Annotated in this window: 23 protein-coding genes; 17 read left to right on the top strand and 6 right to left on the bottom strand. The window is 51.1% G+C overall.

Going from position 1 to position 23,413, the window contains the following annotated elements; genetic code table 11:
- The first annotated feature begins 1 nt into the window (after position 1).
- The 3 genes from ICL55_RS31795 to ICL55_RS31785 are packed head-to-tail and all read left to right on the top strand — an operon-like array spanning position 2 to position 4,906.
- Positions 2 to 3,082, top strand: a complete 3,081-nt coding sequence (locus tag ICL55_RS31795; protein WP_188105432.1) for an efflux RND transporter permease subunit — start codon at positions 2 to 4, stop codon at positions 3,080 to 3,082.
- Between the two features lie 5 nt (positions 3,083 to 3,087).
- Entirely contained in the window at positions 3,088 to 4,347 is a 1,260-nt protein-coding gene (locus ICL55_RS31790; protein ID WP_188105430.1) for a TolC family protein, read from the top strand.
- 4 nt (positions 4,348 to 4,351) lie between these two features.
- Entirely contained in the window at positions 4,352 to 4,906 is a 555-nt protein-coding gene (locus ICL55_RS31785) for an outer membrane beta-barrel protein (protein WP_188105428.1), read from the top strand.
- A 70-nt stretch (positions 4,907 to 4,976) separates the two neighbouring features.
- Here the strand turns inward: ICL55_RS31785 and ICL55_RS31780 are convergent, their stop codons facing one another.
- Both ICL55_RS31780 and ICL55_RS31775 read right to left on the bottom strand, forming a co-directional pair.
- Positions 4,977 to 5,432, bottom strand: a complete 456-nt coding sequence (locus ICL55_RS31780; protein ID WP_188105426.1) for a hypothetical protein — start codon at positions 5,430 to 5,432, stop codon at positions 4,977 to 4,979.
- A gap of 83 nt (positions 5,433 to 5,515) precedes the next feature.
- A complete protein-coding gene (locus ICL55_RS31775; RefSeq protein WP_188105424.1) occupies positions 5,516 to 6,604 on the bottom strand; it encodes an alkene reductase in 1,089 nt (362 codons plus the stop codon).
- Positions 6,605 to 6,692: 88 nt separating this feature from the next.
- On the opposite strand from ICL55_RS31775, the gene ICL55_RS31770 reads away from it, so the two are divergent.
- The 3 genes from ICL55_RS31770 (at position 6,693) to ICL55_RS31760 (ending at position 8,811) form a co-directional block, all read left to right on the top strand.
- Positions 6,693 to 7,571 carry an AraC family transcriptional regulator gene (locus ICL55_RS31770; protein ID WP_188105423.1) on the top strand — a complete coding sequence of 293 codons (879 nt, stop codon included), beginning with the start codon at positions 6,693 to 6,695 and terminating at the stop codon, positions 7,569 to 7,571.
- 65 nt (positions 7,572 to 7,636) lie between these two features.
- Entirely contained in the window at positions 7,637 to 7,906 is a 270-nt protein-coding gene (locus ICL55_RS31765) for an ArsR/SmtB family transcription factor (protein ID WP_168872777.1), read from the top strand.
- A gap of 143 nt (positions 7,907 to 8,049) precedes the next feature.
- Entirely contained in the window at positions 8,050 to 8,811 is a 762-nt protein-coding gene (locus ICL55_RS31760; RefSeq protein ID WP_188105421.1) for an SDR family oxidoreductase, read from the top strand.
- Positions 8,812 to 8,977: 166 nt separating this feature from the next.
- On the opposite strand, the gene ICL55_RS31755 is transcribed toward ICL55_RS31760, so the two are convergent.
- Together ICL55_RS31755 and ICL55_RS31750 are read right to left on the bottom strand one after the other, a co-directional pair.
- Positions 8,978 to 10,408 carry an aminotransferase-like domain-containing protein gene (locus ICL55_RS31755; protein ID WP_188105418.1) on the bottom strand — a complete coding sequence of 477 codons (1,431 nt, stop codon included), beginning with the start codon at positions 10,406 to 10,408 and terminating at the stop codon, positions 8,978 to 8,980.
- Between the two features lie 49 nt (positions 10,409 to 10,457).
- A complete protein-coding gene (locus ICL55_RS31750; protein ID WP_188105417.1) occupies positions 10,458 to 11,897 on the bottom strand; it encodes an aminotransferase-like domain-containing protein in 1,440 nt (479 codons plus the stop codon).
- 94 nt (positions 11,898 to 11,991) lie between these two features.
- Here ICL55_RS31750 and ICL55_RS31745 point away from each other — a divergent pair, with 94 nt between their 5' ends.
- The 4 genes from ICL55_RS31745 (at position 11,992) to ICL55_RS31730 (ending at position 14,321) form a co-directional block, all read left to right on the top strand.
- A complete protein-coding gene (locus ICL55_RS31745) occupies positions 11,992 to 12,348 on the top strand; it encodes a nuclear transport factor 2 family protein (RefSeq protein WP_188105414.1) in 357 nt (118 codons plus the stop codon).
- An 11-nt stretch (positions 12,349 to 12,359) separates the two neighbouring features.
- On the top strand, positions 12,360 to 12,797 hold the full coding sequence (locus ICL55_RS31740) for a carboxymuconolactone decarboxylase family protein (protein WP_188105412.1): 438 nt from the start codon (positions 12,360 to 12,362) through the stop codon (positions 12,795 to 12,797).
- A gap of 125 nt (positions 12,798 to 12,922) precedes the next feature.
- Positions 12,923 to 13,834 (top strand): DNA-3-methyladenine glycosylase family protein, encoded by a 912-nt coding sequence (locus tag ICL55_RS31735; protein ID WP_188105410.1) that lies wholly within the window; start codon positions 12,923 to 12,925, stop codon positions 13,832 to 13,834.
- A 1-nt stretch (position 13,835) separates the two neighbouring features.
- Positions 13,836 to 14,321 (top strand): methylated-DNA--[protein]-cysteine S-methyltransferase, encoded by a 486-nt coding sequence (locus tag ICL55_RS31730; RefSeq protein ID WP_246496767.1) that lies wholly within the window; start codon positions 13,836 to 13,838, stop codon positions 14,319 to 14,321.
- Between the two features lie 346 nt (positions 14,322 to 14,667).
- Here ICL55_RS31730 and tnpA read toward each other — a convergent pair whose 3' ends face one another.
- On the bottom strand, positions 14,668 to 15,129 hold the full coding sequence (gene tnpA / locus ICL55_RS31725; RefSeq protein ID WP_188105404.1) for an IS200/IS605 family transposase: 462 nt from the start codon (positions 15,127 to 15,129) through the stop codon (positions 14,668 to 14,670).
- Between the two features lie 262 nt (positions 15,130 to 15,391).
- On the opposite strand from tnpA, the gene ICL55_RS31720 reads away from it, so the two are divergent.
- The 7 genes from ICL55_RS31720 (at position 15,392) to ICL55_RS31690 (ending at position 21,692) form a co-directional block, all read left to right on the top strand.
- On the top strand, positions 15,392 to 16,804 hold the full coding sequence (locus ICL55_RS31720; protein WP_188105401.1) for a pyridoxal phosphate-dependent decarboxylase family protein: 1,413 nt from the start codon (positions 15,392 to 15,394) through the stop codon (positions 16,802 to 16,804).
- On the top strand, positions 16,797 to 17,708 hold the full coding sequence (locus tag ICL55_RS31715; RefSeq protein WP_188105398.1) for an EamA family transporter: 912 nt from the start codon (positions 16,797 to 16,799) through the stop codon (positions 17,706 to 17,708). The genes ICL55_RS31720 and ICL55_RS31715 overlap by 8 nt, the downstream gene beginning before the upstream one ends.
- A gap of 123 nt (positions 17,709 to 17,831) precedes the next feature.
- The gene (locus tag ICL55_RS31710; protein WP_188105396.1) at positions 17,832 to 18,272 is read left to right on the top strand and encodes a GNAT family N-acetyltransferase; all 441 of its coding nucleotides are present in this window, start codon (positions 17,832 to 17,834) and stop codon (positions 18,270 to 18,272) included.
- Between the two features lie 95 nt (positions 18,273 to 18,367).
- Positions 18,368 to 18,928: an NUDIX domain-containing protein gene (locus ICL55_RS31705; protein ID WP_188105393.1), complete on the top strand. Its 561-nt coding sequence runs from the start codon at positions 18,368 to 18,370 to the stop codon at positions 18,926 to 18,928.
- Positions 18,929 to 18,953: 25 nt separating this feature from the next.
- Entirely contained in the window at positions 18,954 to 19,760 is an 807-nt protein-coding gene (gene rlmB, locus ICL55_RS31700; RefSeq protein WP_188105391.1) for a 23S rRNA (guanosine(2251)-2'-O)-methyltransferase RlmB, read from the top strand.
- A gap of 108 nt (positions 19,761 to 19,868) precedes the next feature.
- Positions 19,869 to 20,717 carry a hydroxymethylglutaryl-CoA lyase gene (locus tag ICL55_RS31695; protein WP_188105388.1) on the top strand — a complete coding sequence of 283 codons (849 nt, stop codon included), beginning with the start codon at positions 19,869 to 19,871 and terminating at the stop codon, positions 20,715 to 20,717.
- Between the two features lie 3 nt (positions 20,718 to 20,720).
- The gene (locus ICL55_RS31690; RefSeq protein WP_188105386.1) at positions 20,721 to 21,692 is read left to right on the top strand and encodes a GSCFA domain-containing protein; all 972 of its coding nucleotides are present in this window, start codon (positions 20,721 to 20,723) and stop codon (positions 21,690 to 21,692) included.
- 169 nt (positions 21,693 to 21,861) lie between these two features.
- Here ICL55_RS31690 and ICL55_RS31685 read toward each other — a convergent pair whose 3' ends face one another.
- Positions 21,862 to 23,319, bottom strand: coding sequence for an MFS transporter (locus ICL55_RS31685; RefSeq protein WP_188105384.1), 1,458 nt, complete (start codon positions 23,317 to 23,319; stop codon positions 21,862 to 21,864).
- Positions 23,320 to 23,413: the final 94 nt, after the last annotated feature.

The following is a 23,413-nucleotide window of genomic DNA, read 5'->3' as shown; positions in this document are numbered from 1 at the left end:
TATGAAACAACTGATCGATACAGCTATACAAAAACGTTGGCTGATGGCAACGCTATTTGCTTTACTCGCCGCCGGTGGCTGGTACAGCTGGCGGCAGCTGTCGGTGGAAGCTTATCCCGATATCGCGGATGTTACCTCTCAGGTGGTGACGCAGGTACCCGGACTGGCAGCGGAAGAGGTAGAGCAACAAATTACGATACCCCTGGAACGGGCACTCAACGGTATGCCGGGCATGCATGTGATGCGCTCTCGTTCTACTTTCGGCCTCTCTATGATCACCCTCGTTTTTGAAGATGGGGTGGATGACTACTGGGCACGCCAGCGCATCAAAGAACGGCTGGGCGATGTAACGCTGCCCTATGGCGCTCAGCCGGGACTGGACCCGCTGACATCGCCCATCGGCGAGATTTACCGTTATATCATTGAGAGTGATCAGGTAGACCTGCGGACGTTGACCGATCTGCAAAACTGGGTCATCATTCCTCGTATCAAACAAGTGACCGGCGTAGCCGACGTGACCAACTTTGGTGGCATCACCACCCAGTATCAGGTGGAGCTGGACCCGCAGAAGCTGGAGCAGTACCATCTGCCGTTACATACCGTTACCGAAGCGATCAATAATAATAACAGCAACAGTGGCGGCAGCGTGCTGGAACGTGGTGACCTGGGGTATGTGGTGCGCGGTATCGGTCTGATGAAATCGCTGGATGATATTGGTAAAACGGTGATACAATCACAGCAGGGAGTGCCTCTCTTTTTGCAGGACATCGGAAAACTGCGTTATGGTAACCTCGAACGCAAAGGAGTGCTGGGTTTTACAGATCATCAACGTCACTACAGCGAAAGCATCGAGGGCATCGTGTTGCTGCTCAAAGGGCAGAATCCTTCCAAAGTGCTGGAGGGCGTGCATAAAGCCGTGGAGGAGCTGAACAACGGCGGACTGCCACCCGGCGTGAAAATTCATACCTTCCTCGATCGTACTGCGCTGGTGAATACCACGCTGAATACGGTCACGCATACACTGCTGGAAGGTATGGGGCTGGTGCTGCTGGTGCTCATCGTTTTCCTCGGCAGCTGGCGCGCGGCTTTACTCGTGGCGGTGACCATTCCCCTGAGTTTATTGTTTGCTTTTATCCTGATGCATTTCACGCACATACCGGCCAACTTACTATCGCTGGGCGCTGTGGACTTTGGCATCATCGTGGATGGCGCCATCGTGATGACGGAGACGATGTTGCGGCAGCGGGAAGACCATCCCATGGCGCTGCTGGAAGAAAAAAGCTTTGCCCAAAAAGCGCGGTCGGTGGCGCGTCCGGTATTTTTTGCCACGCTGATCATCATTACCGCTTACCTGCCATTGTTTGCTTTTGAACGGGTTGAAAAGAAACTCTTTACCCCGATGGCTTTCACCGTGGGCTATGCGCTCCTGGGGGCGCTGGCTGTGGCCCTGCTGCTGATTCCGGGCATGGCGTATATGCTTTACCGTAAGCCGCAGAAACTATATCATAATCGCTGGCTGGAGAAGCTTACCAACGGCTATCAGCGACGGATGGAGCGGGTGATGGAACGCCCGCGGCAGATATGGGCGCCGCTGGCGCTGATATTGGGCGCCGCCGTGGTGCTCAGCATAACGGTCGGCAAGGATTTTCTGCCACCGCTCGATGAAGGCTCTATCTGGCTGCAGGTACAGCTGCCGCCCGGCGTATCGCTGGGCAAGGCCCGCGAAATGGCTGACACGCTGCGCCAAAGGACATTGCGGCATCCGGAGGTGACCTATATGATGACGCAGACAGGCCGTAATGATGATGGCACCGATCCTTTCACGCCATCGCATTATGAATGCTCGATCGGGTTACTGCCGTATAAAGACTGGCCTTCCGGTAAGACCAAGCAGGACCTGATCAATGAACTGGCGGCAGACTATGCCGGTATGCCGGGATATACCGTGGGCTTCAGCCAGCCGATGATCGACGGGGTGATGGACAAAATAGCCGGGGCGCATAGTGAGCTGGTGGTGAAAGTGTATGGTAAGGATTTCCGCGAAACACGACGTACAGCCCAAGCCGTGATGGCTACCCTGGCCACCGTGCCTGGCGCGGCAGATCTGGCCATTGATCAGGAGCCGCCGTTGCCACAGCTGCAGATACAGGTCGACAGAGCAGCTATTGCCCGCTATGGCCTCAACATCAGCGATGTAGCGGAGCTGATAGAAGTGGCGGTGGGCGGTAAGGCGGTAGGACAGATATTCTCCGGCGACAGGGTATATGATATCAGCTGTCGTTATCAGGAAGATGCCCGTAACACACCGGAAAAGATTGGTAACCTGATGCTCACCAACGGTGATGGGGTGAAGATACCATTGTCGCAGATAGCGAAAGTGCAGCTGGCCACAGGCGAGAGTACTATTACGCGCGAGATGGGCCGACGGCATCTGACCGTGCGGCTGAACCTCCGCGGCACCGATCTCACCACTTTCCTGCGTACGGCCCAACAGCGGATCGATCAGCAGGTGAAATATAATAAAGACAATATCAGCATCGCGTGGGGAGGACAGTTTGAAAACAGAAACCGCGCCTATAGCAGACTGGCGATCATCGTACCGGTGGCGCTGGGGCTGATGTTCATCTGGCTCTATGCCGCCTTTGGCGTGGCCAGACAGGCAGCGCTGATCCTTACCGTAGTGCCGTTGGCGTTATTCGGAGGCATGCTGGCGCTGAATGTACGCGGTATGACGCTCAACGTGTCATCTGCCGTGGGCTTTATCGCCTTGTTTGGCGTAGCTATCCAGAATGGGGTGCTGATGGTGTCACAGATGAATCAGTTGCGCGGTGAGCTACCCTCCCTGAAAGTGGCGGTGATACAGGCGGCGAAGGACCGTTTCCGGCCGGTGCTGATGACCGCCACCGTGGCGATGTTGGGGTTGCTGCCGGCATCACTGGCCACCGGCATCGGCTCCGATGTACAAAGGCCGCTGGCCACCGTGATCGTATACGGACTGCTGTGTTCCACACTGATCACGCTGTTTGCCCTGCCGGCACTGTATTACCTGACAGAGAGAAAAGGTGTTAACGAAACAAATTGATTTTTATGAAGACAAGATGGCTGTTGTTTTTATGGCTTTTATATAGCGGCATCGTTGCCGCACAGGAAAAACAGCTGGACTTTACCACTTATCTCTCTGGTGTAAGGCAGCACAACCTGGGTTATGCCGCGGAGAAATTTAACATGGACGTGGCAGCTGCCAACGTGCTGATGGCGAAAGTTTTTCCGGACCCGGAAATCAGTGCCGGCGTATTTGACAACGGTCAGCGCAGGATGCAGCAGGGATACGGTGTCAGCAGCAGTATCGGTTATACGCTGGAGCTGGGTGGTAAAAGGCGCGCACGGATAGGCGTGGCCAAAAGCGAGCAGGAAGTGACCCGTTACCTGCTGGAAGACTACTTCCGCAACCTGCGGGCAGACGCTACGCTGGCGTTTTTAAATGCCATGCAACAGCAACGGTTATACGATATTAAAATGGAGGCGTATCAGTATATGTTGCAGCTGGCGCAGGCAGACAGTATCCGCTTCAAAGCAGGCCTGATTCCCGAGGCCGACGCGCGGCAGTCGCGCGTAGAAGCGGGGATGCTGCTCAATGAAGCATTTGGCGTGGCGGCAGATATGAAAACGGCGCAGGTGCAGCTGCATGAGCTGATGGGCGCCTACCGCGGCGATACGCTGACAAGCCCTGTAGGTGATATGGCCCGCTTCGAACGAAAATTTTCGTTGCCCGGGTTGGTCAGTCATGCGCAGGACGAGCGCGCCGACCTGCTGGCGGCCCTGCGGCAAAAAGATGTGTCGGTGAAAACGCTGCAGCTGGCAAAGGCGGCGAGGATGATAGACCTGGGCCTGACCCTCGGGGTTAACAACGCTGCGGTGGTGACTAACGTCGTCGCACCTACGCCGTCGATGAATACAGTGTCGGCGGCGATTAGCCTGCCGCTCAAGTTCTCTAACCGCAACAAAGGAGACCTGCTGGCTGCCAATGCCGGTGTACGGCAACAGGAAACAGTGTATCGGCAAACGCTGTTGCAGGTACAAACGGAAGTGACCACGGCCTGGTTTAGCTACCTCGGCGCCGGCCGGCAGCGGGAACAGTTTGATAACGGTCTGCTGGAAGAAGCCAAACGGGTACTGGAAGGCCGCCGGTACAGCTATCAGCGGGGAGAAACTTCCCTGCTGGAAGTGCTCAATGCGCAGCGCACGTACAACGATGTGCAACAACAATATTATGAAACCATTTATCGTCACGCCTCCGCGCTGGTGGAACTGGAAAGGGCTGCTGCGGTGTGGGATATTCAATTCTGATCGTATGAAAATAACAACAGGTATTTTTTTGTTGCTTTTTGTGGTGGCGGGCGCCATGGCGCAGGAGTTGCCGTCCTTCTCCCTGCAGGTAAAAGCAGGAATGCAACTGCCACGGATATACGGCGCTGATAAAGACAGTATCGCCGGCTATGGGAAAGCCGGATGGATGGCGGGATTGAGCGCATTATCGCCTTTGGGGAAGTGGGTCGCTTTAAAACATGATGCCTTTTTGGTTGTTCAGAAAAACGAATCGCGGCTGGATTTGTTTCCGGTGAGCATCGCGTACCGGAAATACAACCTCGAGGTATTTGGCGGGCCATATATGGGCATTCTGCTGCGGTCCGATAATTATGGCAACGGCAGTATGGACAAGGGGTACGCTACCAAAAATGATTGGGGGTTTACTATCGGCGCCGGTTATACGTTTCGCAAGCGGCTGAGCGCTGAAGTCAGGTATGTACAAGGATTTGCACCATTGGTGGAGAATGCCGGAACGAAAGACCCGTTAAAGGCGCATCGCCGGTATGTAGCGTTTACACTGGGGTATACCTTATTTTGATATTTGGTTATTTTGTTATTGACGCTTTAATGCGATGATGCTGATTTGAAATATCAAAATATTAAAATGTCTAAATAAATACTTTCTGGTATTCGCTTTCAATATCTGTGATATCGATATTGGCAACTTTTTTACCATCGAACAGAAACACTTCCCAGGTATATTTGGGGTCATCGAGATCGATGACAGTGGAGCCACCATCCTGGTGGCGGAACGTGATTTTGCCGCCTTCGGCCGTAACGGATTTGAGTGCTTTGTTCCGGAGAAAGTCCTGGCAGTCGCTGATACAGTTTTCGCTGTCGTTGGCGAGCGCATAAAAACTTTCGTCACCGTTTTCCTGTTTCAGTTTTTCCTGTTTATGGCTGTCAGGTGTATAGAAAACAGCGCAGGGTTCTGAAATCACGCTCACCGCAGCGTGCGCAGGTGGTGCGGTATCGGTGGGTTGGTGTGTGTCAGGCGTATGGTGGCAGGCCATCAGCGCGAGCAAAGCAACGGTCAACAGGCAACGATTTTTCAAACGATACATGGGCGGTTATTTGTTTGGCATATAGGCTTGCGTGGCCCGGTTGTGGGCAACGCAAGCCTTAAAGATAAACAAAAATTGCCAGCTTAGGTAGTAGCGCAGACGGCCATGCAGGGGTAGTCGATTAGCCCTTTGGCGCCGCCTTCGTAGAAAGTAGACTTGTCGGCGGGTACAAAGGGTTGTTGCTGCGTGATGCGCGCCACCAGATCAGGGTTGGAGATGAACGGTCTGCCGAAGGCGATGAGGTCAGCGCTGAACTGTTGCAGTGCATCCTGCGCGGTATCAGCAGTGTAGCCACCTGCCAGGATGAGCCACTGGTGGAACTGTTCCCGCAGCAGGGCAGTAAATGCCGGCGGGATAGGCGGGTGGCCGTTGGTAGACTGATCAGAGAGATGAATAAAGCGGATTTTCATCTTATCCAGTTTGGCGGCCAGATAACAATAGGTGGCGGTTTCTTCTTCGTAGGGAGAGAGGCCGTTCAGCGAAGCGAAAGGCGAAAAGCGCACGCCCACACGGTCGGCACCGGCGATGGCCACCATGCCTTCCAGGATACGGAGCGGCAGCCGGCAACGGTTTTCAATGCTGCCGCCATATTGGTCCGTTCGTTGATTAGCAGCAGGATGAATAAACTGTTCCATCAGGTAACCGTGGGCGGCATGCAGCTCTATGCCGTCGAAGCCTGCTGCCAGTGCGTTACGGGTGGCCTGCATATGCAGGTGGTACATCTCTTCCACGGCTGCTGTTGATAATGCCTCTGGTACCGGTAATGATTTTGTGCCGGCCGGCGTGGAGATAGTGCCCGCTGCAGCGATGGCGGACGGCCCCACCGGTGATAATCCGCCGGGGATGTTCAGGGGATGGCCAATGCGGCCGGAGTGCACCAGCTGTATGAATATTTTACCGCCTTGCTGATGTACCGCATCAGTGACGTTTTTCCAGCTGGCCACTTGTTCCTCACTGTAGATACCGGGAAGGAGGGAGATGCCCATGCCATTGCGGCTAATCACGGTGCTTTCAGCGATGATAAGGCCGGCGCTGGCGCGCTGGGCATAATAACGGGCTACCAGCTCGCTGGGCACGCCTTCCTTTTCTACCCTTCTTCTGCTCATCGGCGCCATCACAATCCGGTTGGCCAGCGACAGGGCCGGTGTGGCTATTGGTTCCAGTAGTTTCATAATTTTTTACTTTGCTGTTGCAAAAGTAGCGGCGCCCGGAACGGTGCCATCGGTACAATCCGGGGATTCTGTTGTAATTTTGGAGGCTATGGGAGAGAGAAACCTGCATATGCCCTTTGAATTGTTTGAGGCAGATATGAGCGAGTGGGAGTCACGCCCGCTGATTTATTATTTTTTTGAGATCATCCATATATGGGAAGGGGAAGGCACCCGCGTGGTGAACCAAAACCGCTTTCCGTACAAGCCTGGCAGCGTGATCCTTTTTACGCCCCGCGATTGCAGAGGCTTTGAAATAACGAAGCCGACCCGTTTTACCTCGGTGCGGTTTTCCGGGAATTTCCTCGAGAAACAACATTCCGGCGAAGAGCGCCGCCGCATCTGCGAATGGCTCAAACAACTGGAGTACGTTTTCTTTCAGCACAACCGGCATGAGCCGGTGCTCATCAAACATACAAATGATTGTAAGATGATTACGGCGCTGATCCGGAACATGGTGCAGGAATATCAGCAACGGCCGCCGTATTATGAGGCCAACCTGCAGCTTTATGTGGCGCTGTTACTGAATATTATTGCCCGCAATGTATCGGAAGAGGTGGAGATGGCCGGAACGGAAGGAACGGAGCCGCTGATTGGCCGGATGATCGCACATATCCGTCAGCATATTTATTATCCTGATCAGTTGAAATTGGAAACACTGGCAGCAAAGTTTAATCTCTCTGTGAATTATATTGGTGAGTTCTTCAAGAAACAAACAGGGGAGAGCATCCAGCAGTTTATGATCCATTACAAGTTAAAGCTGGTGCAATTGCGGATAGAAAACAGCGGACTGACAATCGGGGAGATCGCCGATGAACTGGGTTTTACCGATGAGAGTCACCTGAGCCGGCTGTTCCGTAAATACTATGGTATGAGCCCGGCGATGTACCGTCGTCATAAACTTGCGGAAAAAGCGGGCACTACTGCGTAGTCATCTTCCGAAAAAAAATTCATTGAAAAATTTCAATGTTTCAAAAAAAGCATTACTTTTGTGTCATGGATGTGGGAATTATAGAAAAAGCAGCAAATGCCATAGCCGATAAACACAGATTATCCATTATTATGGAAATCGCCCAGAAGGGCAGCATAGTATGCGGTGATGTTTGTTGTCTTTGTTCCTTGTCGCAGCCTACTGTTTCGCATCACGTGAAGATCCTGGTAGACAGTGGTGTATTGAACTCCATTAAAAACGGACGTATTGTGGAGTTGACGATCAACAAGGAGATGATGAAACAATTATCATTGTTCTTTTTACAATTAAGCTGATTAAAACAGCTTTTTTTATCGGCTAAAACATCGATAGTTTTAAATAAATAAATATCCGATAAAACGAATAGAGACGGGCATCTCTATTTTTTTGCCGGAAAACATTGATACTTTTAAATAAATCAATTACAAGAACCACTAGCATGGACCAGCTTAGAAACAAGACCGCCATTATCACGGGAGGTAACAGCGGTATCGGATATGCAACAGCAACTGAATTTTTGGCGAAAGGAGCAAAGGTATTGATAACCGGTCGGAATCCGGGTGCGGTGCAACGGGCCGTACATGCACTCGGTTTTCCGGCGGAAGGAATAACAGCAGACCAATCTAAGCTGGAGGACTCAAAGAAGCTGGCAGAGTACGCGCGTAGTCGTTATGGTAAGGTAGACATCCTGTTTATCAACGCCGGTATCGCGAAGTTTGCCCCTTTTGAAGGGGTAACTCCGGAGATGTTCGACGAGATCATTGACATCAATTTCAAAGGGGCCTTTTTTACTGCGCAACAGTTACTCCCTTTGCTGAACGATGGAGGCAGTATTGTTTTTCTATCCGCCATTAACGCCTACGCAGGCATGCCGGGCACCACGGTGCTGGCAGCCAGTAAAGCGGCGCTCAACGCTGTGGCCAGAACACTGGCCAGAGAACTGGCGCCCCGTAAGATAACAGTTAATGTAGTGAATGCAGGGCCTATTGATACGCCCCTGATCGAAAAAATTGGTGTCAGCCATGAAGAGGCCGGCGCTATCAGAAATAAAATGACGGCCAGTATTCCGCTGGGACGATTGGGAGAGGCAACAGAAGTGGCCAGTCTGGTGTCCTTCCTCGTATCTGACGAAGCAAGGTTTATAACCGGCGGAGAATATAGCATAGATGGTGGCCTTTTGGTCCACCCGGGAATCAATTAATCATTTTGTTATTTTGATATTTAGTTATTTAGGATAGCTGTTTTACCTGGCAGTTCATAAATAACCAAATATCTAAATAATAAAATATCAAAATGATTCGGTTTTGCTTGCCGGGCGCTGGTCGTGTTTAGTGTTTCACACCAGTGTCCGGCAGCATTTTTTAACCCTACTGCATTTTATGGATCAGTTTACCGATCGTTTTTAGCCCTTCTTCCACCTGTTTGCTCCACGGATTACCATAGCTGATACGCAGACAGTTGTTGTACCGGTTCTGCAATGAAAAAAGGCGGCCGGGGCAGAAGGCGATCTTGTGTTTCAGTGTTTGTTGGAACAGCTCAAATGTATTGATATGGTCTTCCAGTTCTACCCACAGCACACAACCGCCCTGGGGGCGTGTTACACGGGCGCTTTCCGGGAAATATTCACAGATGGCCTGCGCATAACGAAGACTTTGTGTATGCAACAACTTACGCAGGTTGCGCAGATGGAAATCATAACGGCCTATCTCCAGAAAATGTCCGGCGGCCGCATGGGTCAGCGAGGTGCAGGAAATAGCATGGTGATGTTTCATGCGCAGCACCTTGTCTTTGTATTTGCCGGGCATCGTCCATCCAACGCGATAGCCCGGCGCCACTGACTTAGACAGGGAGTTGCACAGCAGCACATTGCCCTGTGTGTCGAATGTTTTGCAGGTAAGCGGGCGCTGTTTACCAAAATAGAGATCGCCATAGATATCATCCTCAATCAGTGCGATATCGTATTTCTCCACGATTTTTACCAGTTCCTGTTTGTGTTGATCAGGCATGCAACAACCGAGTGGGTTGTTGAAATTGGTCACAAACAGACAAGCTTTGATTTTATGCCGCGGAATGGCTTTGTCGAGATAGTCGAGGTCCACGCCGGTGATAGGATTGGTAGGCACTTCCAGCACTTTGAGGCCGAGGCCTTCAGCCAGCTGCAGTGCGCCGTAGTAGGAAGGACTCTCCAGCGCAATCGTGTCTCCCGGTTGGGTGGTGGCGGTGAGGCAGAGGGTGAGTGCGTCCATGCAGCCGTGGGTAGTGACCACATCATCGGCCGTATATACTTCGCCCCATCCGAGCGACAGCCGGGCGATCTGATTGCGGAGCAGTTCGTTGCCCTGCAATGGTTCATACCCGATGCCGCCAGCCTCTTGTTCGCGCAGGGCGTGGACCACTGCCTTGGCCATTTTAGCGGAAGGGAGTACGCTGACCGGCAGCGTGGCGACAGAGAACTTCAGGATATTATCGTTGGTGATATGACTGAATACTTCCATCACCATATCACTGACGGTGACATCGCTGGCTGGTTTTCGTACAGGCGCGCACGTGCCCGGCATGGGCGCCATCCGGCGTGCGTTGCGGCAGATATAGTAGCCTGATTTGGGGCGGGACTCTATCAGTCCTTTCCCTTCCAGATGATAATATGCCTGAAAGGCGGTCGTCAGGCTGATGCCCTGTTGTTTGCTGAGCATGCGTACAGAGGGCAGTTTTTCCCCCATTTTCATGACGTCTTTTTCTATCATCTGTTCTATTTTATCTGCAACCTGCAGATACAGATGGTCGGCAGTCTTGATCATAACCCTGAAAATCTGATATGCTCCAAAAATACAAAATGTAATCTGATATTTATCTGCGGCCGTCCAGTTGCTGGCGTATCAGTTTACCGATCGTTTGCACGGCCCAATGCTGATCATCGTCAAACGGATTGGCGTTAGACAGCCGCAGGCAGTTATTGTACTGCTGCTGGCTGGAAAACAGGCTACCGGGCGTGAAAGCGATTTGCTGCTGTAGTGCTTTGCGATGCAGCTCCCAGCCGTCGACTTTCGGCGGCAGCACCACCCACAGGCTAAGACCGCCTTCGGGACGGGTGAGCCTTGTGTCGGCCGGGAAATAATGTTGTATGGCGCGGCTGATCTGTGCCTGTTGTGTGCGGAGCGCCTGCCGCAGCGGTTTTAGATGGAGGTCCATCCGCTGCTGGTCCAGAAACCGTGTCAGCACCAGTTGAGGCAGCAGCCCGGTGGCGGCGGAAGACATGAACTTCAATCTCGCCAGTCGATCATGATGGCGCCGGCTGATGATCCAGCCTATCCGCAGGCCGGCGGCAATACATTTGGAAAAAGAGGAGCAGTACAATACCAGATCTGCGCGGTCATAACTTTTGATGGTACGCGGCCGCTCCGCGTTGAAGTGCAGATCGCCGTAGGCATCGTCTTCGATGAGCGGGACCTGATATTGTTCTATCAGGCGTGCCAGCTGCTGTTTGTGGCGGTCCGGCATGCAGCTGCCCAATGGATTGTTGTAGTTGCTGATGATGAGGCAGGCCGTTACCTTCTGTTTCTTAAAAGCTGTTTCCAGCTGCTCCAGACAGATGCCAGTAACCGGATCGGTCGGTATTTCGAGCGCTTTCATGCCCAGGTTCTCGATAGATTGCAGCAGTCCCACGAACGTCGGTGATTCAATGGCGATGGTGTCACCAGCTTTGGCCACGGCGCGCAGGCAGATGGTGGCCGCTTCGATGGCGCCATTGGTGACGGTGATATCTTCCGCCGCCACGCTGCCGCCCCATGCCAGCGACAACCGGGCGATATGCCGCCGTAGCGGCAGGTGACCGTCGATATCACCGTAAGGGATATACGTATTTTTCTCTTCACGCGCGGCCTGCCGTAATGCTTTATTGAGCTTGGCCACCGGCAGCAGGCTGATATGCGGCGACGCGCCTATCAGCGACACGATGCCTTTGATGGCCACCGTATGGCGCACCAGCGATACCCGCTCGCTGACTTTCACCAGCGCAGGCGTGCGTGATGGCGCCGATATCTCCGGTAGCTGCGGCAGCTGCTGCCGGGAATAACTGACGTAGTAGCCCGATTTCTCCCGTGCTTCCACCCAGCCTTTTCTTTCAAGATGTACATATACCTGCAGGGCCGTGCTGATGCTGATGCCATGTTCTGCATGCAGGCTGCGCACCGACGGCAGCTTGTCGCCGATACGATAGGTGCCGTTGATGATCATGGTTTCAATCTTATCAGCCAGCTGCTGGTATAAAAAGTCTTTCCTGTTGTTCATCTCCCGAAAATAAAATCTGTTATGGTTAAAAGTAAGCAATTCTGTATCTGTTCTGGTGTCTTTTTTTGTGATTATTTTGTGCTAATCATTGCTTATGAACACTACTATCCACACATTAGCGCAACAGTTGGTGGCCCTTTGCCGGGAATGGAAGTTCCTGGAAGCGCAGGAAACATTATTGCATGAGGACTGCCTCAATATAGAGGCCGACGGCCGCGTGGTCCACGGACGGGAAGCCATTATGGCCAAAGAGAAAGCATTTCTTGACAACATTGAAATCATCCATCTGCTGGAAATATCTGATCCGGTGGTGGCAGCCGGATACTTTGCGGTACAGTTTCACTCAGAGCTGACAGTAAAAGGTATTGGTCGCCGTTCGCGTAACGAGATCATCGTCTATGAAGTGAAAGACGGCAAAGTCATCCGGGAACAGTTTTTTTATCATGTGTAAATCAAATCGGCATGGAATCCAGGATGGACGTTTCGAAGCTATTCCCTGCAGGCTTTCAGGCGATGTTGGGACTGGAGGAAGCACTTAAAAAAAGCGGCATTGATAAAACATTATATGCACTGATCAAGATAAGAGCGTCGCAGATCAACAGCTGTGCATTTTGTATCAATATGCATACCCGTGATGCGCGTGCGGCCGGAGAAACGGAGCAACGCATCTATTGCCTGAATGCATGGCGGGAGGCGCCTTTTTTCACGGAGAAGGAGCGCGCAGCGCTTGCGCTCACAGAATCAGTCACACTCCTGGCCGATACGCACGTGCCTGACGAGGTATTTTCCACCGCTACGGCTGTCTTCACTAAAGAAGAGATGGCTGTTGTAACCATGGCCATTGTGGTGATCAACGCCTGGAACCGTATTGTCGTTACCTCTCGCACGGCGGTCGGTTAGTGACACCGTGATGTCGGGTGTAGTTATTTAGAAGTCTCCACGGGCAGGAGCTTCTAAATAACGACGCCAAAATGACAAGAATCGGGTGGTGTCTGTGATTGGTTTCAGTAATTTTGCAAATGACCATGCAAAAGATAAAGATCCCGGTGAATGACCCTGCCAACTTCTCTTTTCAGGAATGCCTGCATTTTCTGGGCAGGTCCGACAAAGAGTGTTTGCATTATATCGTTGACGGAAAGTTGCGCAGGATGTTACTGGCAGGAGGAGAGCCTGTGGTGGTGGAGATTGCTCCCGCCGATGATGCTGCTTATCTTGAAGCGACGGTACTGGCGCCGGTAGATACTTTTTTCCCGGAGGAAGACATACAGGATTTTGTTACCCGATGGCTTCACCTGGATGCTGACCTACGCGATTTTTATGATTACACGCAGACAGACCCGCTGCTGCGCGGACTGGCGGCTGAATACCGCGGCCTGCGCCTGGTAGGCATGCCCGATTTGTTTGAAGCCATCACCTGGCCTATTATCGGTCAGCAGATCAATCTTTCCTTTGCCTATACGTTGAGGCAGCGTTTTATTCATCACTTTGGTTATCATGAAGCCGTTAACGGAACAGATTATTATCTTTACCCGCATCCTGCCGTCATCGCTTCCCTGTTGCCCGAAGCGCTGACCCCGATGCAGTTTTCCCGCAGTAAAGCATTGTACCTTGTTGAGACGGCTAAAGTGATGGCCAGCGGGCAACTGACAGCGCAGACAATGGCTTCACTGGACTATACCGCCGCACGCGACCTGCTGGTGGCATTGAAAGGAATTGGTAACTGGTCAGCCAACTATACGCTGATGAAATACAGCCGCTTTCCGCAGGCGGTACTGCTCGAGGATGTAGGACTACAAAACGCCATCCGGCAACGGTTGCAGCTGCCAGCTAAACCATCGATGGCACAACTGCAGGAATATGCCCGGCCCTGGCAACAACATGCGGCATACGCCATCTTCTATTTGTGGCGCTCTTTATTACCCCCATTAAATGTTTGATATGGAAGCAGCATTATCACATCTTCGTATAGATACTCCCGTTGGGCCACTGCTGATTAGTGGCACCGATACATATATACAAGCCGTTAACTTCACCGAAGAAGCAGCCACAGCTTTCCCTCAGCCACCACACCTGCTGCTCGAATGCGCACAACAGCTGCATGAATACTTCGCCGGTGACCGCAAAGTATTTGAACTGCCCATTCAGCAACCCGGCACCGATTTTCAACAAACAGTATGGGAACAACTGACACGCATCCCTTTCGGTCAGACGATCTCCTATCTGCAACTGGCCCACCGTATCGGTAATCCTAAAAGCATCCGCGCCGTAGGCACCACCAACGGTAAAAACCAGCTGGCCATCATCGTGCCCTGTCACCGGGTAATCGGCGCCAACGGCATGCTGGTAGGCTATGCCGGCGGATTGTGGCGCAAACGCTGGCTACTGGAGCATGAGCGGCTGGATTTGTTTTCGGGGTTGATGTGAATGAATTGAACCCATATCCCGTAACCCAGGGCTGAAGCCCTGGGCTAAGATGTTATTCAGGTTTCTTCGAGTGGGGTATGCTATCATTTATGTAGCGTAGCGTTGTCGGTTGCAGTCTTTGCCCCGGGGATTTTGAATGCTTGTCTTTGTCAATGATCATATTAATCCATTCCATTCAAATTTTGAGCATTATGCATAACAGCATCCTGGTTTCATGATCTCAGATAAAAGTCATTCTTTATAAATGATTGAATTCCTAATCCTAAAGAAATTGAATAACATCTTAGCCCAGGGCTTTAGCCCTGGGAACCTGGAATGTTCGGAACGTTCTCCAACGAATTAGGAATCAAAGCAAGGGTTTAAATGAATGAGAAGCATCAAGAGGCATTTTATAGTTATCCAGTATTGTTTTGTACTCATCCTGAAATGATTGTCGTTGATGGTGCTTTTCCTGATTCCGGATATAGCGGGTTACTACCGGAACATGTGACAACGAATAGGAGAAAGCCCCATATCCCTCTTGCCACCTGAATGGCTTGGGCAAAACGTAATGGTCATTAATCCAGCGAGCGGAACTGCCTTTAACGGACTGCGTCAACGACGCAACTGACTCCACAGGATTCATGCGAACAAGTATATGCACGTGATCGGGCATGCCATTGATAATTAGACATGAATGTGATCTGTTGTTGATGATACCTGCCATATACTTATACAGGTTTTGCTTAAAGCTGTTATCAATTAATGCGGCGCGGTATTTCACTGCAAATACAATTTGCAGGTGCAGTTGGGTAAAACAATGGCTCATTGGGGTATGATTTATTTTATGGTGAATGTATGCGTTTTTTATCACCGATCCTCCGAAAACCTTATTGGGCTCCGGTTTGATTTCAAAAGAATCGATCTTCGACTTCAGTTTTAGGGTTGTTGATATACCCCGGGGATTTAGCTGCGGAAATCTGATATGCTCAAAAAACACAAAACTGAATCTGTTTTAATACCTTTTTTATGTGCAATTTTGAGACTTGAAAAAGTTGAACCTATCCATTCCCGTTTAAACCGCCTATATAATGAAGCTTCAGGAAGATTTAAAACATACGGACCGCCTGTTACAGTTGACCAAAGAATTCAGCAGTAAATTTTTATCCTCACTCGACCGGCTGGCGGCAGACAAGGTGATTGACATACCGGTGAGGCAGACGATACCTGCGGAAGGTGTGGGCGGCGTGGCGGCACTGGAACTGTTCCGGCAGCAGTATGGCAATGCTATCACAGCGGCCGTGGGGCCGCGGTACTGGGGTTTTGTAACGGGAGGCGTAACGCCGGCGGCCCTGATGGGCGACTGGCTGGCGGCTACCATGGATTTGAATTCATCAGATAAAGGCTCTGCTGCTTTTGCCATAGAAACAGAAACCATTGCGCTGCTGAAACAGCTGTTTGGTTTGCCGGATGCATTCCTCGGTTGTTTTGTAACCGGCGCCACTATGGCCAATTTCACAGGCCTGGCGCTGGGGCGGCAATGGCTGGGGCAACAACGGGGTATCGACATTGGCAAACAGGGGATGGCCGGATTACAGGATTTACAGGTCGTTTCCTGTGTGCCACATTCCAGTGTCACCAAATCGATGGCCATGCTGGGCCTGGGCCGTGATAACGTGGTGAAGATACCCGCGTTGCCCGGACGGGAAAGTGTAGATATCGATGCGCTGCGCACCTATCTGGAATCCCGCAAGGGCCAGCCGGTGATGTATGTTGCCAGCGCAGGAACTGTGAATACGGTGGATTTTGACGATATCGCGGCTATCGTGGAACTGAAAAAACAGTATCCTTTCTGGTTGCATGTAGATGCCGCCTTCGGCGGATTTGCGGCCTGCAGTGAGCACTATCGTCATCTGCTGAATGGCTGGGAAGAGGCTGACTCCATCACCATCGATGCACACAAGTGGCTGAACGTCCCTTACGATGCTGCCATGATTTTCTCGCGGCATCCGGCATTGCAGGTGGAAGTGTTTCAGAACGCAGGCGCCGCTTATCTGGGTGATCCTGCAGAAAATTTCAACTTCATCAATCATGTACCGGAAAACTCACGGCGGCTGCGTGCTTTGCCGGCGTGGTTTTCGCTGATGGCCTATGGTAAGGATGGCTACCGGCATATCGTGGAAGAGAATGTGGCGCAGGCGCAACAGCTGGGCGATCTGCTGGCGCAGCATCCGGCCTTCCGGTTGTTATCGCCGGTGAGGATGTGTGTGGTGTGCTTTACGCTGAACGTGCCGACTGATGAACAGGAAGAAACGGTGGACCGCTTCCTGCATGCGCTCAACGCTACCGGCGTGGTGTGCATGACACGCACCGTTTACGCTGGTCAGCCGGGCATCCGCGCCGCACTGGTGAACTGGCGCACGACGGCCAACGATGTACAGTTGGCCTATCAGACCATGAAAGAAGTTGCTGCTACCATTTTGAATCTACATACATATGCGTAAACCAAGCACCAATGCTTATATCGCATTGGCTATTGTAAGTATCTTTTGGGGAACCACCTATCTGGCATCACGAATCGGTGTCAGACATATCCACGGAATTATGCTGGCGGGTATTAGGCAGGGAACTGCCGGTTTGCTGCTCACTGGTTTTTTCCTGTTGAAAGGATATAAGCTGCCGGAGAAAATTGTACTGTCCAAACTCTTTGTAATGGGCCTGTTGATGCTGGTGGGCAGCAACGGACTCATGACATGGGCCATGCAGTATATTCCCAGCGGGCTGGGAGCGGTGATCAGCGCTACCGTACCGATCTGGATTACCATCTTCAGCTATTTCCTGGTGAAGAAAACCCGTATCAGCATACAGTTGCTGGTGGGCATGTTACTCGGATTTGCCGGTGTGGCGGGGATCTTCTACAATTATTTGTCGAGTCTCATGAATCCTGATTTTCGCTTCGGCATTATGTTGTCCATCTTCGCGTGCATTTGCTGGGCACTGGGTTCCGTGCTAACAGCCAAGTGGGCCTTAGGGGTGAACTATCTTTTCGGCGCCGGTTTTCAGATGCTGTTCAGCGGTATTGTGATGCTGTTGATTGCCACCGTGTTCATGGGGCAACAGTTCTCCGCGGAGAGTTTCACGGCAGAGTTGTGGGAAAGCCTGTTATACCTGATACTGATAGGATCTATTCTCAGTTATTCGGCTTATGTGTTTACACTGAATAATCTGCCGCCATCGCTGGCATCTGTATATGCGTATATCAATCCGATTGTGGCCGTGCTGTTGGGATGGATGCTGTTGAAAGAGAACCTGACCTGGCTGATGGGCCTTTGCAGCCTCGTGACGGTCGGTGGCGTGTATCTGGTCAATGACGCGGTTAATAAAAGCAAACGCCAACAACTGCAATAAATATTTAAGGTAGAAGTTAAGTCCGATGCTCGCCCCGGTTTTTACCGGATGAGCATCTTTTTTTTGTCCGATGAAATGCGCTAAATTTAAGGCAGGTTATCCCGCAAACATAAATTAGATCTTATGGAAGTTGTCCAGGCATCAGCCATGCATACCAACGAAGTAGCCGTATTATTCGATGCATACCGCAGCTATTTTGATCAGGCGCCTGATTTCAAAGGGGCGCTGGCTTTTATCAGCGAAAGATTCAAACAGGAAGACAGCATTATTTTTGTGGCTTTTGACAAAGACGAGATCGTGGGTTTTGCCCAGTTGTATCCGTTGTTTACCTCTCTGGGCATGAAGCGGGGATGGCTGCTCAACGATGTGTATGTGTTGGAAGAGCATCGCGGCAAGGGTGCCGGTGGCGCGCTGGTGGATGCTGCCGTGGAATATGGCCGGAAAACAGACGCCGCCTGGGTGATGTTACAGACTTATGTAGCGAACAACGGCGCACAGAAACTTTATCAATCCAAAGGCTTTAAGAAAGATACCAACTCCTTCTATTTCTACCTGACGCTCTGATTATTTTGTTATTTTGTTATTTCGATATTTTGTTATTTTGGTCATTGCTGCTTTAACGATGAAGCATATTAATAATAAAATAACTAAATAATTAAATGATCAAATATAATAATCCCTGGACAATACATTCCAGCGAGGTAAGATATGATAACAAATGGATTCAGGTGATTCACCATGAAGGGTTAAACCCGGCTGGTGGCCCCGGCATTTATGGAGTGGTACATTTTAAGAACCTGGCCATCGGTGTGGTCGCGTTGGATGATCAGCAGAACACTTACCTCGTGGGGCAATATCGTTTCCCGTTGAAAAAATTCAGCTGGGAAATACCGGAAGGCGGTGGTCCGCTGGGAGAATATCCGCTGGATACAGCGAAGCGGGAGCTGTTGGAGGAAACAGGCCTCGTCGCCGGGCGCTGGGATGTGATCTGTGAGCTGGCGGTATCCAATTCCGTGACGGATGAAACAGGGGTGGTGTTCCTGGCACGGGAGCTGGAACAGAGAACAGCAGAACCGGAAGATACAGAAGAGTTGTTTGTGAAAAAATTACCGTTTGAAGAAGTTTATCAGATGGTTAAAAACTATGATATCACAGATGCCATCTCCGTGGTCGCTATACAGAAAATAAAGCTGATGATGCTGGAAGGGGAGCTGGATTGACAGAAAAAGCGTTTCTTTGCAGCAAATGGAAAGAAAATTTAACGCTTTCAAAGGTGAAAGAAGACCAGGTGGGCCCAAAAGGCCTGCCAGCCCGCGTCCGAAGCAGTCGTCGCTGATTATTGGCCGGCAACCGGTGATGGAAGCCCTCAACAGCGGCAAGCCGATAGAACGTATCTATATGCTGCGCTCCGCCACCGGCGACATTATCCCTCAGATCAAAGAAAAGGCCCTCGCCGGTAATATTCCCATCAATGTAGTGCCGGTAGAGAAACTCAACGGCCTCACCCAGGCTAATCACCAGGGTGTTATAGCCCTCACCGGCCAGGTTACCTATCTCGATTTACAGGATGTGATCTCTCATGTGATTGAACAGGGAGAAACACCTCTCTTTCTTATCCTCGATGGTATTACGGATGTCCGTAATATCGGCGCCATCGCCCGCAGCGCGGTATGTTGCGGCGCACAGGCCATCATTATCCCCGATAAAGGCATCGCGGCCCTCAACGAAGAAGCCATGAAATCCTCCGCCGGCGCGCTGGAGAAAATAGCGATCTGCCGTGTGAACAGCCTCCTGAAAGCGATCGATACCCTGCATCTCAATGGTATCAAAGTCCTCTCCAGCGAAATGGAAACAGCCATCAAACTTTATGACTGCGACCTCCGCGAGCCGGTGGCCGTGATCATGGGGTCTGAAGACAAAGGCGTATACCCTGCACTCGTCAAAGCATCCGATATATTATTCCGCATACCGATGGCGGGCAATTTTGAATCGTTCAACGTATCCGTGGCCGCGGGAATCATCCTTTATGAGGCCATGAAACAGCGCAGTTAATTACGAATTGCGGATTACGAATTACGAATTGGGAATTCTTTGTAAGTTTGGGTATACTATTTACTAAAACACCGCAGTTCGTAATTCGTAATCCGTAATTCGTAATTGATGAAACTAGTCGAATGTCCGCGTGATGCCATGCAGGGATGGCACAGGATGATCAGCACGGAAGAAAAGGTCAACTACCTGCAGGCGCTGCTCAAAGTTGGTTTTGACACCCTTGACTTTGGCAGTTTTGTATCTCCCAAAGCTATTCCGCAGATGGCAGACACCCGCGAAGTGTTGTCCCGCCTCGACCTGTCGGCCAGCAAAAGTAAACTGTTAGCTATCGTGGCGAATGTAAGGGGCGCAGAAGACGCGATGGTTCACGAGGAAATCAACTACCTCGGCTTCCCGTTCTCCGTGTCCGAAACATTTCAGCTGAGAAATACCAACAAAACCATCGCTGAGTCGCTGGAACAGGTACAGACCATGCAGGAACTCTGTATCAAAAACGGTAAAGAACTGGTGGTATACATCTCCATGGGCTTCGGCAATCCTTATGAGGACCCCTACAGCCCTGAGATCGTGTTACGCTGGGTCGACGAAATGGCGAAAATGGACATCACCACCATCTCCCTCGCAGATACAGTAGGCGTAGCCAATCCGGAAGTGATCACCAGCCTGTTCCGGCAACTGATACCGGCCTATCCCCGCGTTGAATTCGGCGCGCATTTTCATTCTGCCCCCCACAACTGGCAAGAGAAAGTGCAGGCCGCCTGGGAACAGGGATGCCGGCGTTTCGACAGTGCTATCAAAGGAATTGGCGGATGCCCGATGGCTAAAGACGAACTGGTGGGTAACCTGTCTACAGAAAATATGATCTGGTTCTGTCAGCAGCACCAGGTGCCGCTGACCCTCGATATGACCGCCCTGCAGGCCGCCCAGCAGCTGGCAGACGTGGTGTTTAAAGATTAACACATGCAATTTCACCTGAGTTTCCCGGTAGATACCATAGCGCCGGGCATTCAATATACCGATAAGATCATGCTCATGGGCTCCTGTTTCGCAGAAGAGATAGGGGCCAAACTGCAGGAGCATCGCTTTAATACCCTCCTCAATCCACATGGTATTCTCTTTAACCCGTTGAGCCTTACCCATGCACTCACTACCTACCTGGACGGCAAAGTGTATACCCGGGAAGATCTCTTTCAGCATCAGGACACCTGGCACAGCTGGGACCACCACAGCCGCTTTTCCGGTACTTCCCCCGAAGCGGTGCTGGAGCAGATCAATACCGCACAACAGGCAGCCATGCAGTCGCTGGAGCAGGCCGACTGGCTGGTGCTGACATTAGGCTCAGCTCACGCTTATTTCCTGAAAGAAGGGAGCCACCTGGTGGGCAACTGCCACAAGGTGCCGGCAGCGAGCTTCTACAAAAGACTGCTCACCGTGGAAGAGATCGTGACAGCCCTCGATAACATGATGCACCGGCTGTTTTTCCGCAACAGAAAAGTTAATATACTCTTCACCGTTAGCCCGGTACGGTATGTCCGTGATGGCGTGGTGGAAAACAATCTCAGTAAAGCGGTACTGCTACAGGCGGTACATCATATGGTGAACAAGTTTTCCCGCCTCTGGTATTTTCCGGCTTATGAGCTGGTGATCGATGACCTGCGCGATTACCGTTTTTATAAGGAAGACATGGTGCATCCTAATGAAACGGCTGTCAATTATGTGTGGGACCATGTGGTGAAATCTGCTGTCCATAGCGGCAGTCAGCCTTTAGTGCATACTATTGCGGAAATCAACAGGGCGGCTCAACACCGGCCATTTAATCCGGAGAGCAGCCAACACCAGCAGTTCCGTCGTACCTACGCCGCGAAAGTAAAACAGCTGATGCAGGCACACCCGTACCTGCATCTCAACGACCTCCACGATTTTTTTATTTAGATATTTAAATATTTGGTTATTGTGATTTACGGATTTCCTGATTTACGAATTTTGGAATGTCGGGGATTATAGTGCGAAGACAACAAAAAATCAAATGATATAATTTAAGGTAGTCTCCTCTTTGGTAAACCCCGAAATCCCAAAATTCGTAAATCAAGAAATCCGTAAATCAAATTTCCGCATTCTTATTGTCTTTCATATATACCAGGCCTATCGCGAAACAGATAACAGCCACGGCTATAGGATAAATCAATCCGGCCAGGTGATTGCCGGTTTTGGTGACCAGGATAGTGGAAATGGTGGGTAACAGTCCACCGAAAACGCCGTTGCCGATATGATACGGCAGCGACATCGACGTATACCGTATCCTGGTAGGGAACATCTCCACCAGAAAAGCCGCGATGGGCGCATATACCATGGTCACGAACACCACCTGTACAAAAATCAGGAGCACCAGCATGGCCATGCGTGTATTGTCCACCGTTAGTTCCGATTTGCCTTCGCTGATACGGAGCACGCTGCCGTCAGCATAGGTATGCACCTTGGTGGTATGCTGCACAAATTGACCTGCGTCATTTTTGGACTGGTTGCTTTCAATCTTATACAGTTCCGTCAGTTCCGTTTTCTGTTTCACATCACCGATGGTGTCCATGGCCTTGTAGATCGGATAGTAGGCCAGTGCTGCGATGAGCATACCCGTCAGCATGATCTTTTTCCGGCCGATGCGGTCGGACAGCGACCCGAAGTAAATAAACAGCGGTGTGCCCAGCAGTAGCGCCAGCGCGATGATGATATTAGATTGCACAAATTCGATGTTCATCGTTTTCTGAAGAAAAGAAAGCGCATAGAACTGTCCGGTATACCACACCACGCCCTGCCCCATCGCTGCACCGAAGAGGGCTATCAGCACCAGTTTCAGGTTTTCTTTATTGCCAAAGCTTTCTTTGATGGGATTAGCCGATGTTTTGCCCTCTTTTTTCATCTGGATGAATAAAGGGGATTCCTGTAAGCGAATACGGATGTAGTAAGACATGATCACCAGCAAAACGGACAACAGGAAAGGGATACGCCAGCCGTAGTTGTTAAAATCGGCCGGGGTCATCACAGTACGGGTGATCAGTATCACGGCCAGTGACACGAACAGTCCGAGGGTGGCGGTGGTCTGAATGAAGCTGGTATAGTAGCCGCGGCGATTGTTGGGGGAGTGTTCCGCCACATAGGTGGCTGCTCCGCCATATTCGCCACCCAGCGCCAGGCCCTGTAATAAGCGTAGCAGCAGCACCAGCATGGGGGCCAGTACGCCGATGGTATGGTAACTGGGTATCAGGCCGATAGCGAAAGTAGAGCCGCCCATGATCAACAGGGTAAGGAGGAAGGTGTATTTACGGCCTACCAGGTCACCGAGCCGTCCGAAAACGATGGCGCCAAAAGGCCTGACGATGAAGCCTACAGCGAAAGTAGCCAGTGTGGCGATATACGCCAGTTCCGGATTGCTGGGCGGAAAGAACTTTTCCGAAATAATGGCCGACAGGCTGCCGAAAATGTAGAAGTCATACCATTCTATCAGTGTACCGGCAGAAGAGGCCATGATCACCTGCCAGATAGTTTTAGTCCCGGTTTGTTGCATTATGCGAATTTTTAAGCGATGGGTTTTTTGGGTTGTCGGTTGAAGGGAAAAAGATAGGAAATAATTATTATGGGTGCAAGTGTTGGCACCAGAA

Origin of the sequence: Chitinophaga varians, from assembly GCF_014529945.1 — a bacterium.
Lineage (GTDB): Bacteria > Bacteroidota > Bacteroidia > Chitinophagales > Chitinophagaceae > Chitinophaga > Chitinophaga varians.
The sequence above is the reverse complement of the archived record's forward strand: the minus strand, read 5'-3'. Positions and strand labels throughout refer to the sequence as shown.

Coding starts and splice junctions, on each gene's coding strand:
- ICL55_RS31750 (WP_188105417.1), bottom strand. CDS start 11,897: ATGAACAACAGGAAAGACTTTTTATACCAGCAGCTGGCTGATAAGATT.
- ICL55_RS31710 (WP_188105396.1), top strand. CDS start 17,832: ATGGAAGTTGTCCAGGCATCAGCCATGCATACCAACGAAGTAGCCGTA.
- ICL55_RS31785 (WP_188105428.1), top strand. CDS start 4,352: ATGAAAATAACAACAGGTATTTTTTTGTTGCTTTTTGTGGTGGCGGGC.
- ICL55_RS31730 (WP_246496767.1), top strand. CDS start 13,836: ATGGAAGCAGCATTATCACATCTTCGTATAGATACTCCCGTTGGGCCA.
- ICL55_RS31720 (WP_188105401.1), top strand. CDS start 15,392: ATGAAGCTTCAGGAAGATTTAAAACATACGGACCGCCTGTTACAGTTG.
- ICL55_RS31715 (WP_188105398.1), top strand. CDS start 16,797: ATGCGTAAACCAAGCACCAATGCTTATATCGCATTGGCTATTGTAAGT.
- ICL55_RS31690 (WP_188105386.1), top strand. CDS start 20,721: ATGCAATTTCACCTGAGTTTCCCGGTAGATACCATAGCGCCGGGCATT.
- ICL55_RS31795 (WP_188105432.1), top strand. CDS start 2: ATGAAACAACTGATCGATACAGCTATACAAAAACGTTGGCTGATGGCA.
- ICL55_RS31685 (WP_188105384.1), bottom strand. CDS start 23,319: ATGCAACAAACCGGGACTAAAACTATCTGGCAGGTGATCATGGCCTCT.
- ICL55_RS31740 (WP_188105412.1), top strand. CDS start 12,360: ATGGAATCCAGGATGGACGTTTCGAAGCTATTCCCTGCAGGCTTTCAG.
- ICL55_RS31705 (WP_188105393.1), top strand. CDS start 18,368: ATGATCAAATATAATAATCCCTGGACAATACATTCCAGCGAGGTAAGA.
- ICL55_RS31780 (WP_188105426.1), bottom strand. CDS start 5,432: ATGTATCGTTTGAAAAATCGTTGCCTGTTGACCGTTGCTTTGCTCGCG.
- ICL55_RS31695 (WP_188105388.1), top strand. CDS start 19,869: ATGAAACTAGTCGAATGTCCGCGTGATGCCATGCAGGGATGGCACAGG.
- ICL55_RS31790 (WP_188105430.1), top strand. CDS start 3,088: ATGAAGACAAGATGGCTGTTGTTTTTATGGCTTTTATATAGCGGCATC.
- tnpA (WP_188105404.1), bottom strand. CDS start 15,129: ATGAGCCATTGTTTTACCCAACTGCACCTGCAAATTGTATTTGCAGTG.
- rlmB (WP_188105391.1), top strand. CDS start 18,954: ATGGAAAGAAAATTTAACGCTTTCAAAGGTGAAAGAAGACCAGGTGGG.
- ICL55_RS31745 (WP_188105414.1), top strand. CDS start 11,992: ATGAACACTACTATCCACACATTAGCGCAACAGTTGGTGGCCCTTTGC.
- ICL55_RS31765 (WP_168872777.1), top strand. CDS start 7,637: ATGGATGTGGGAATTATAGAAAAAGCAGCAAATGCCATAGCCGATAAA.
- ICL55_RS31775 (WP_188105424.1), bottom strand. CDS start 6,604: ATGAAACTACTGGAACCAATAGCCACACCGGCCCTGTCGCTGGCCAAC.
- ICL55_RS31760 (WP_188105421.1), top strand. CDS start 8,050: ATGGACCAGCTTAGAAACAAGACCGCCATTATCACGGGAGGTAACAGC.
- ICL55_RS31735 (WP_188105410.1), top strand. CDS start 12,923: ATGCAAAAGATAAAGATCCCGGTGAATGACCCTGCCAACTTCTCTTTT.
- ICL55_RS31755 (WP_188105418.1), bottom strand. CDS start 10,408: ATGATCAAGACTGCCGACCATCTGTATCTGCAGGTTGCAGATAAAATA.
- ICL55_RS31770 (WP_188105423.1), top strand. CDS start 6,693: ATGGGAGAGAGAAACCTGCATATGCCCTTTGAATTGTTTGAGGCAGAT.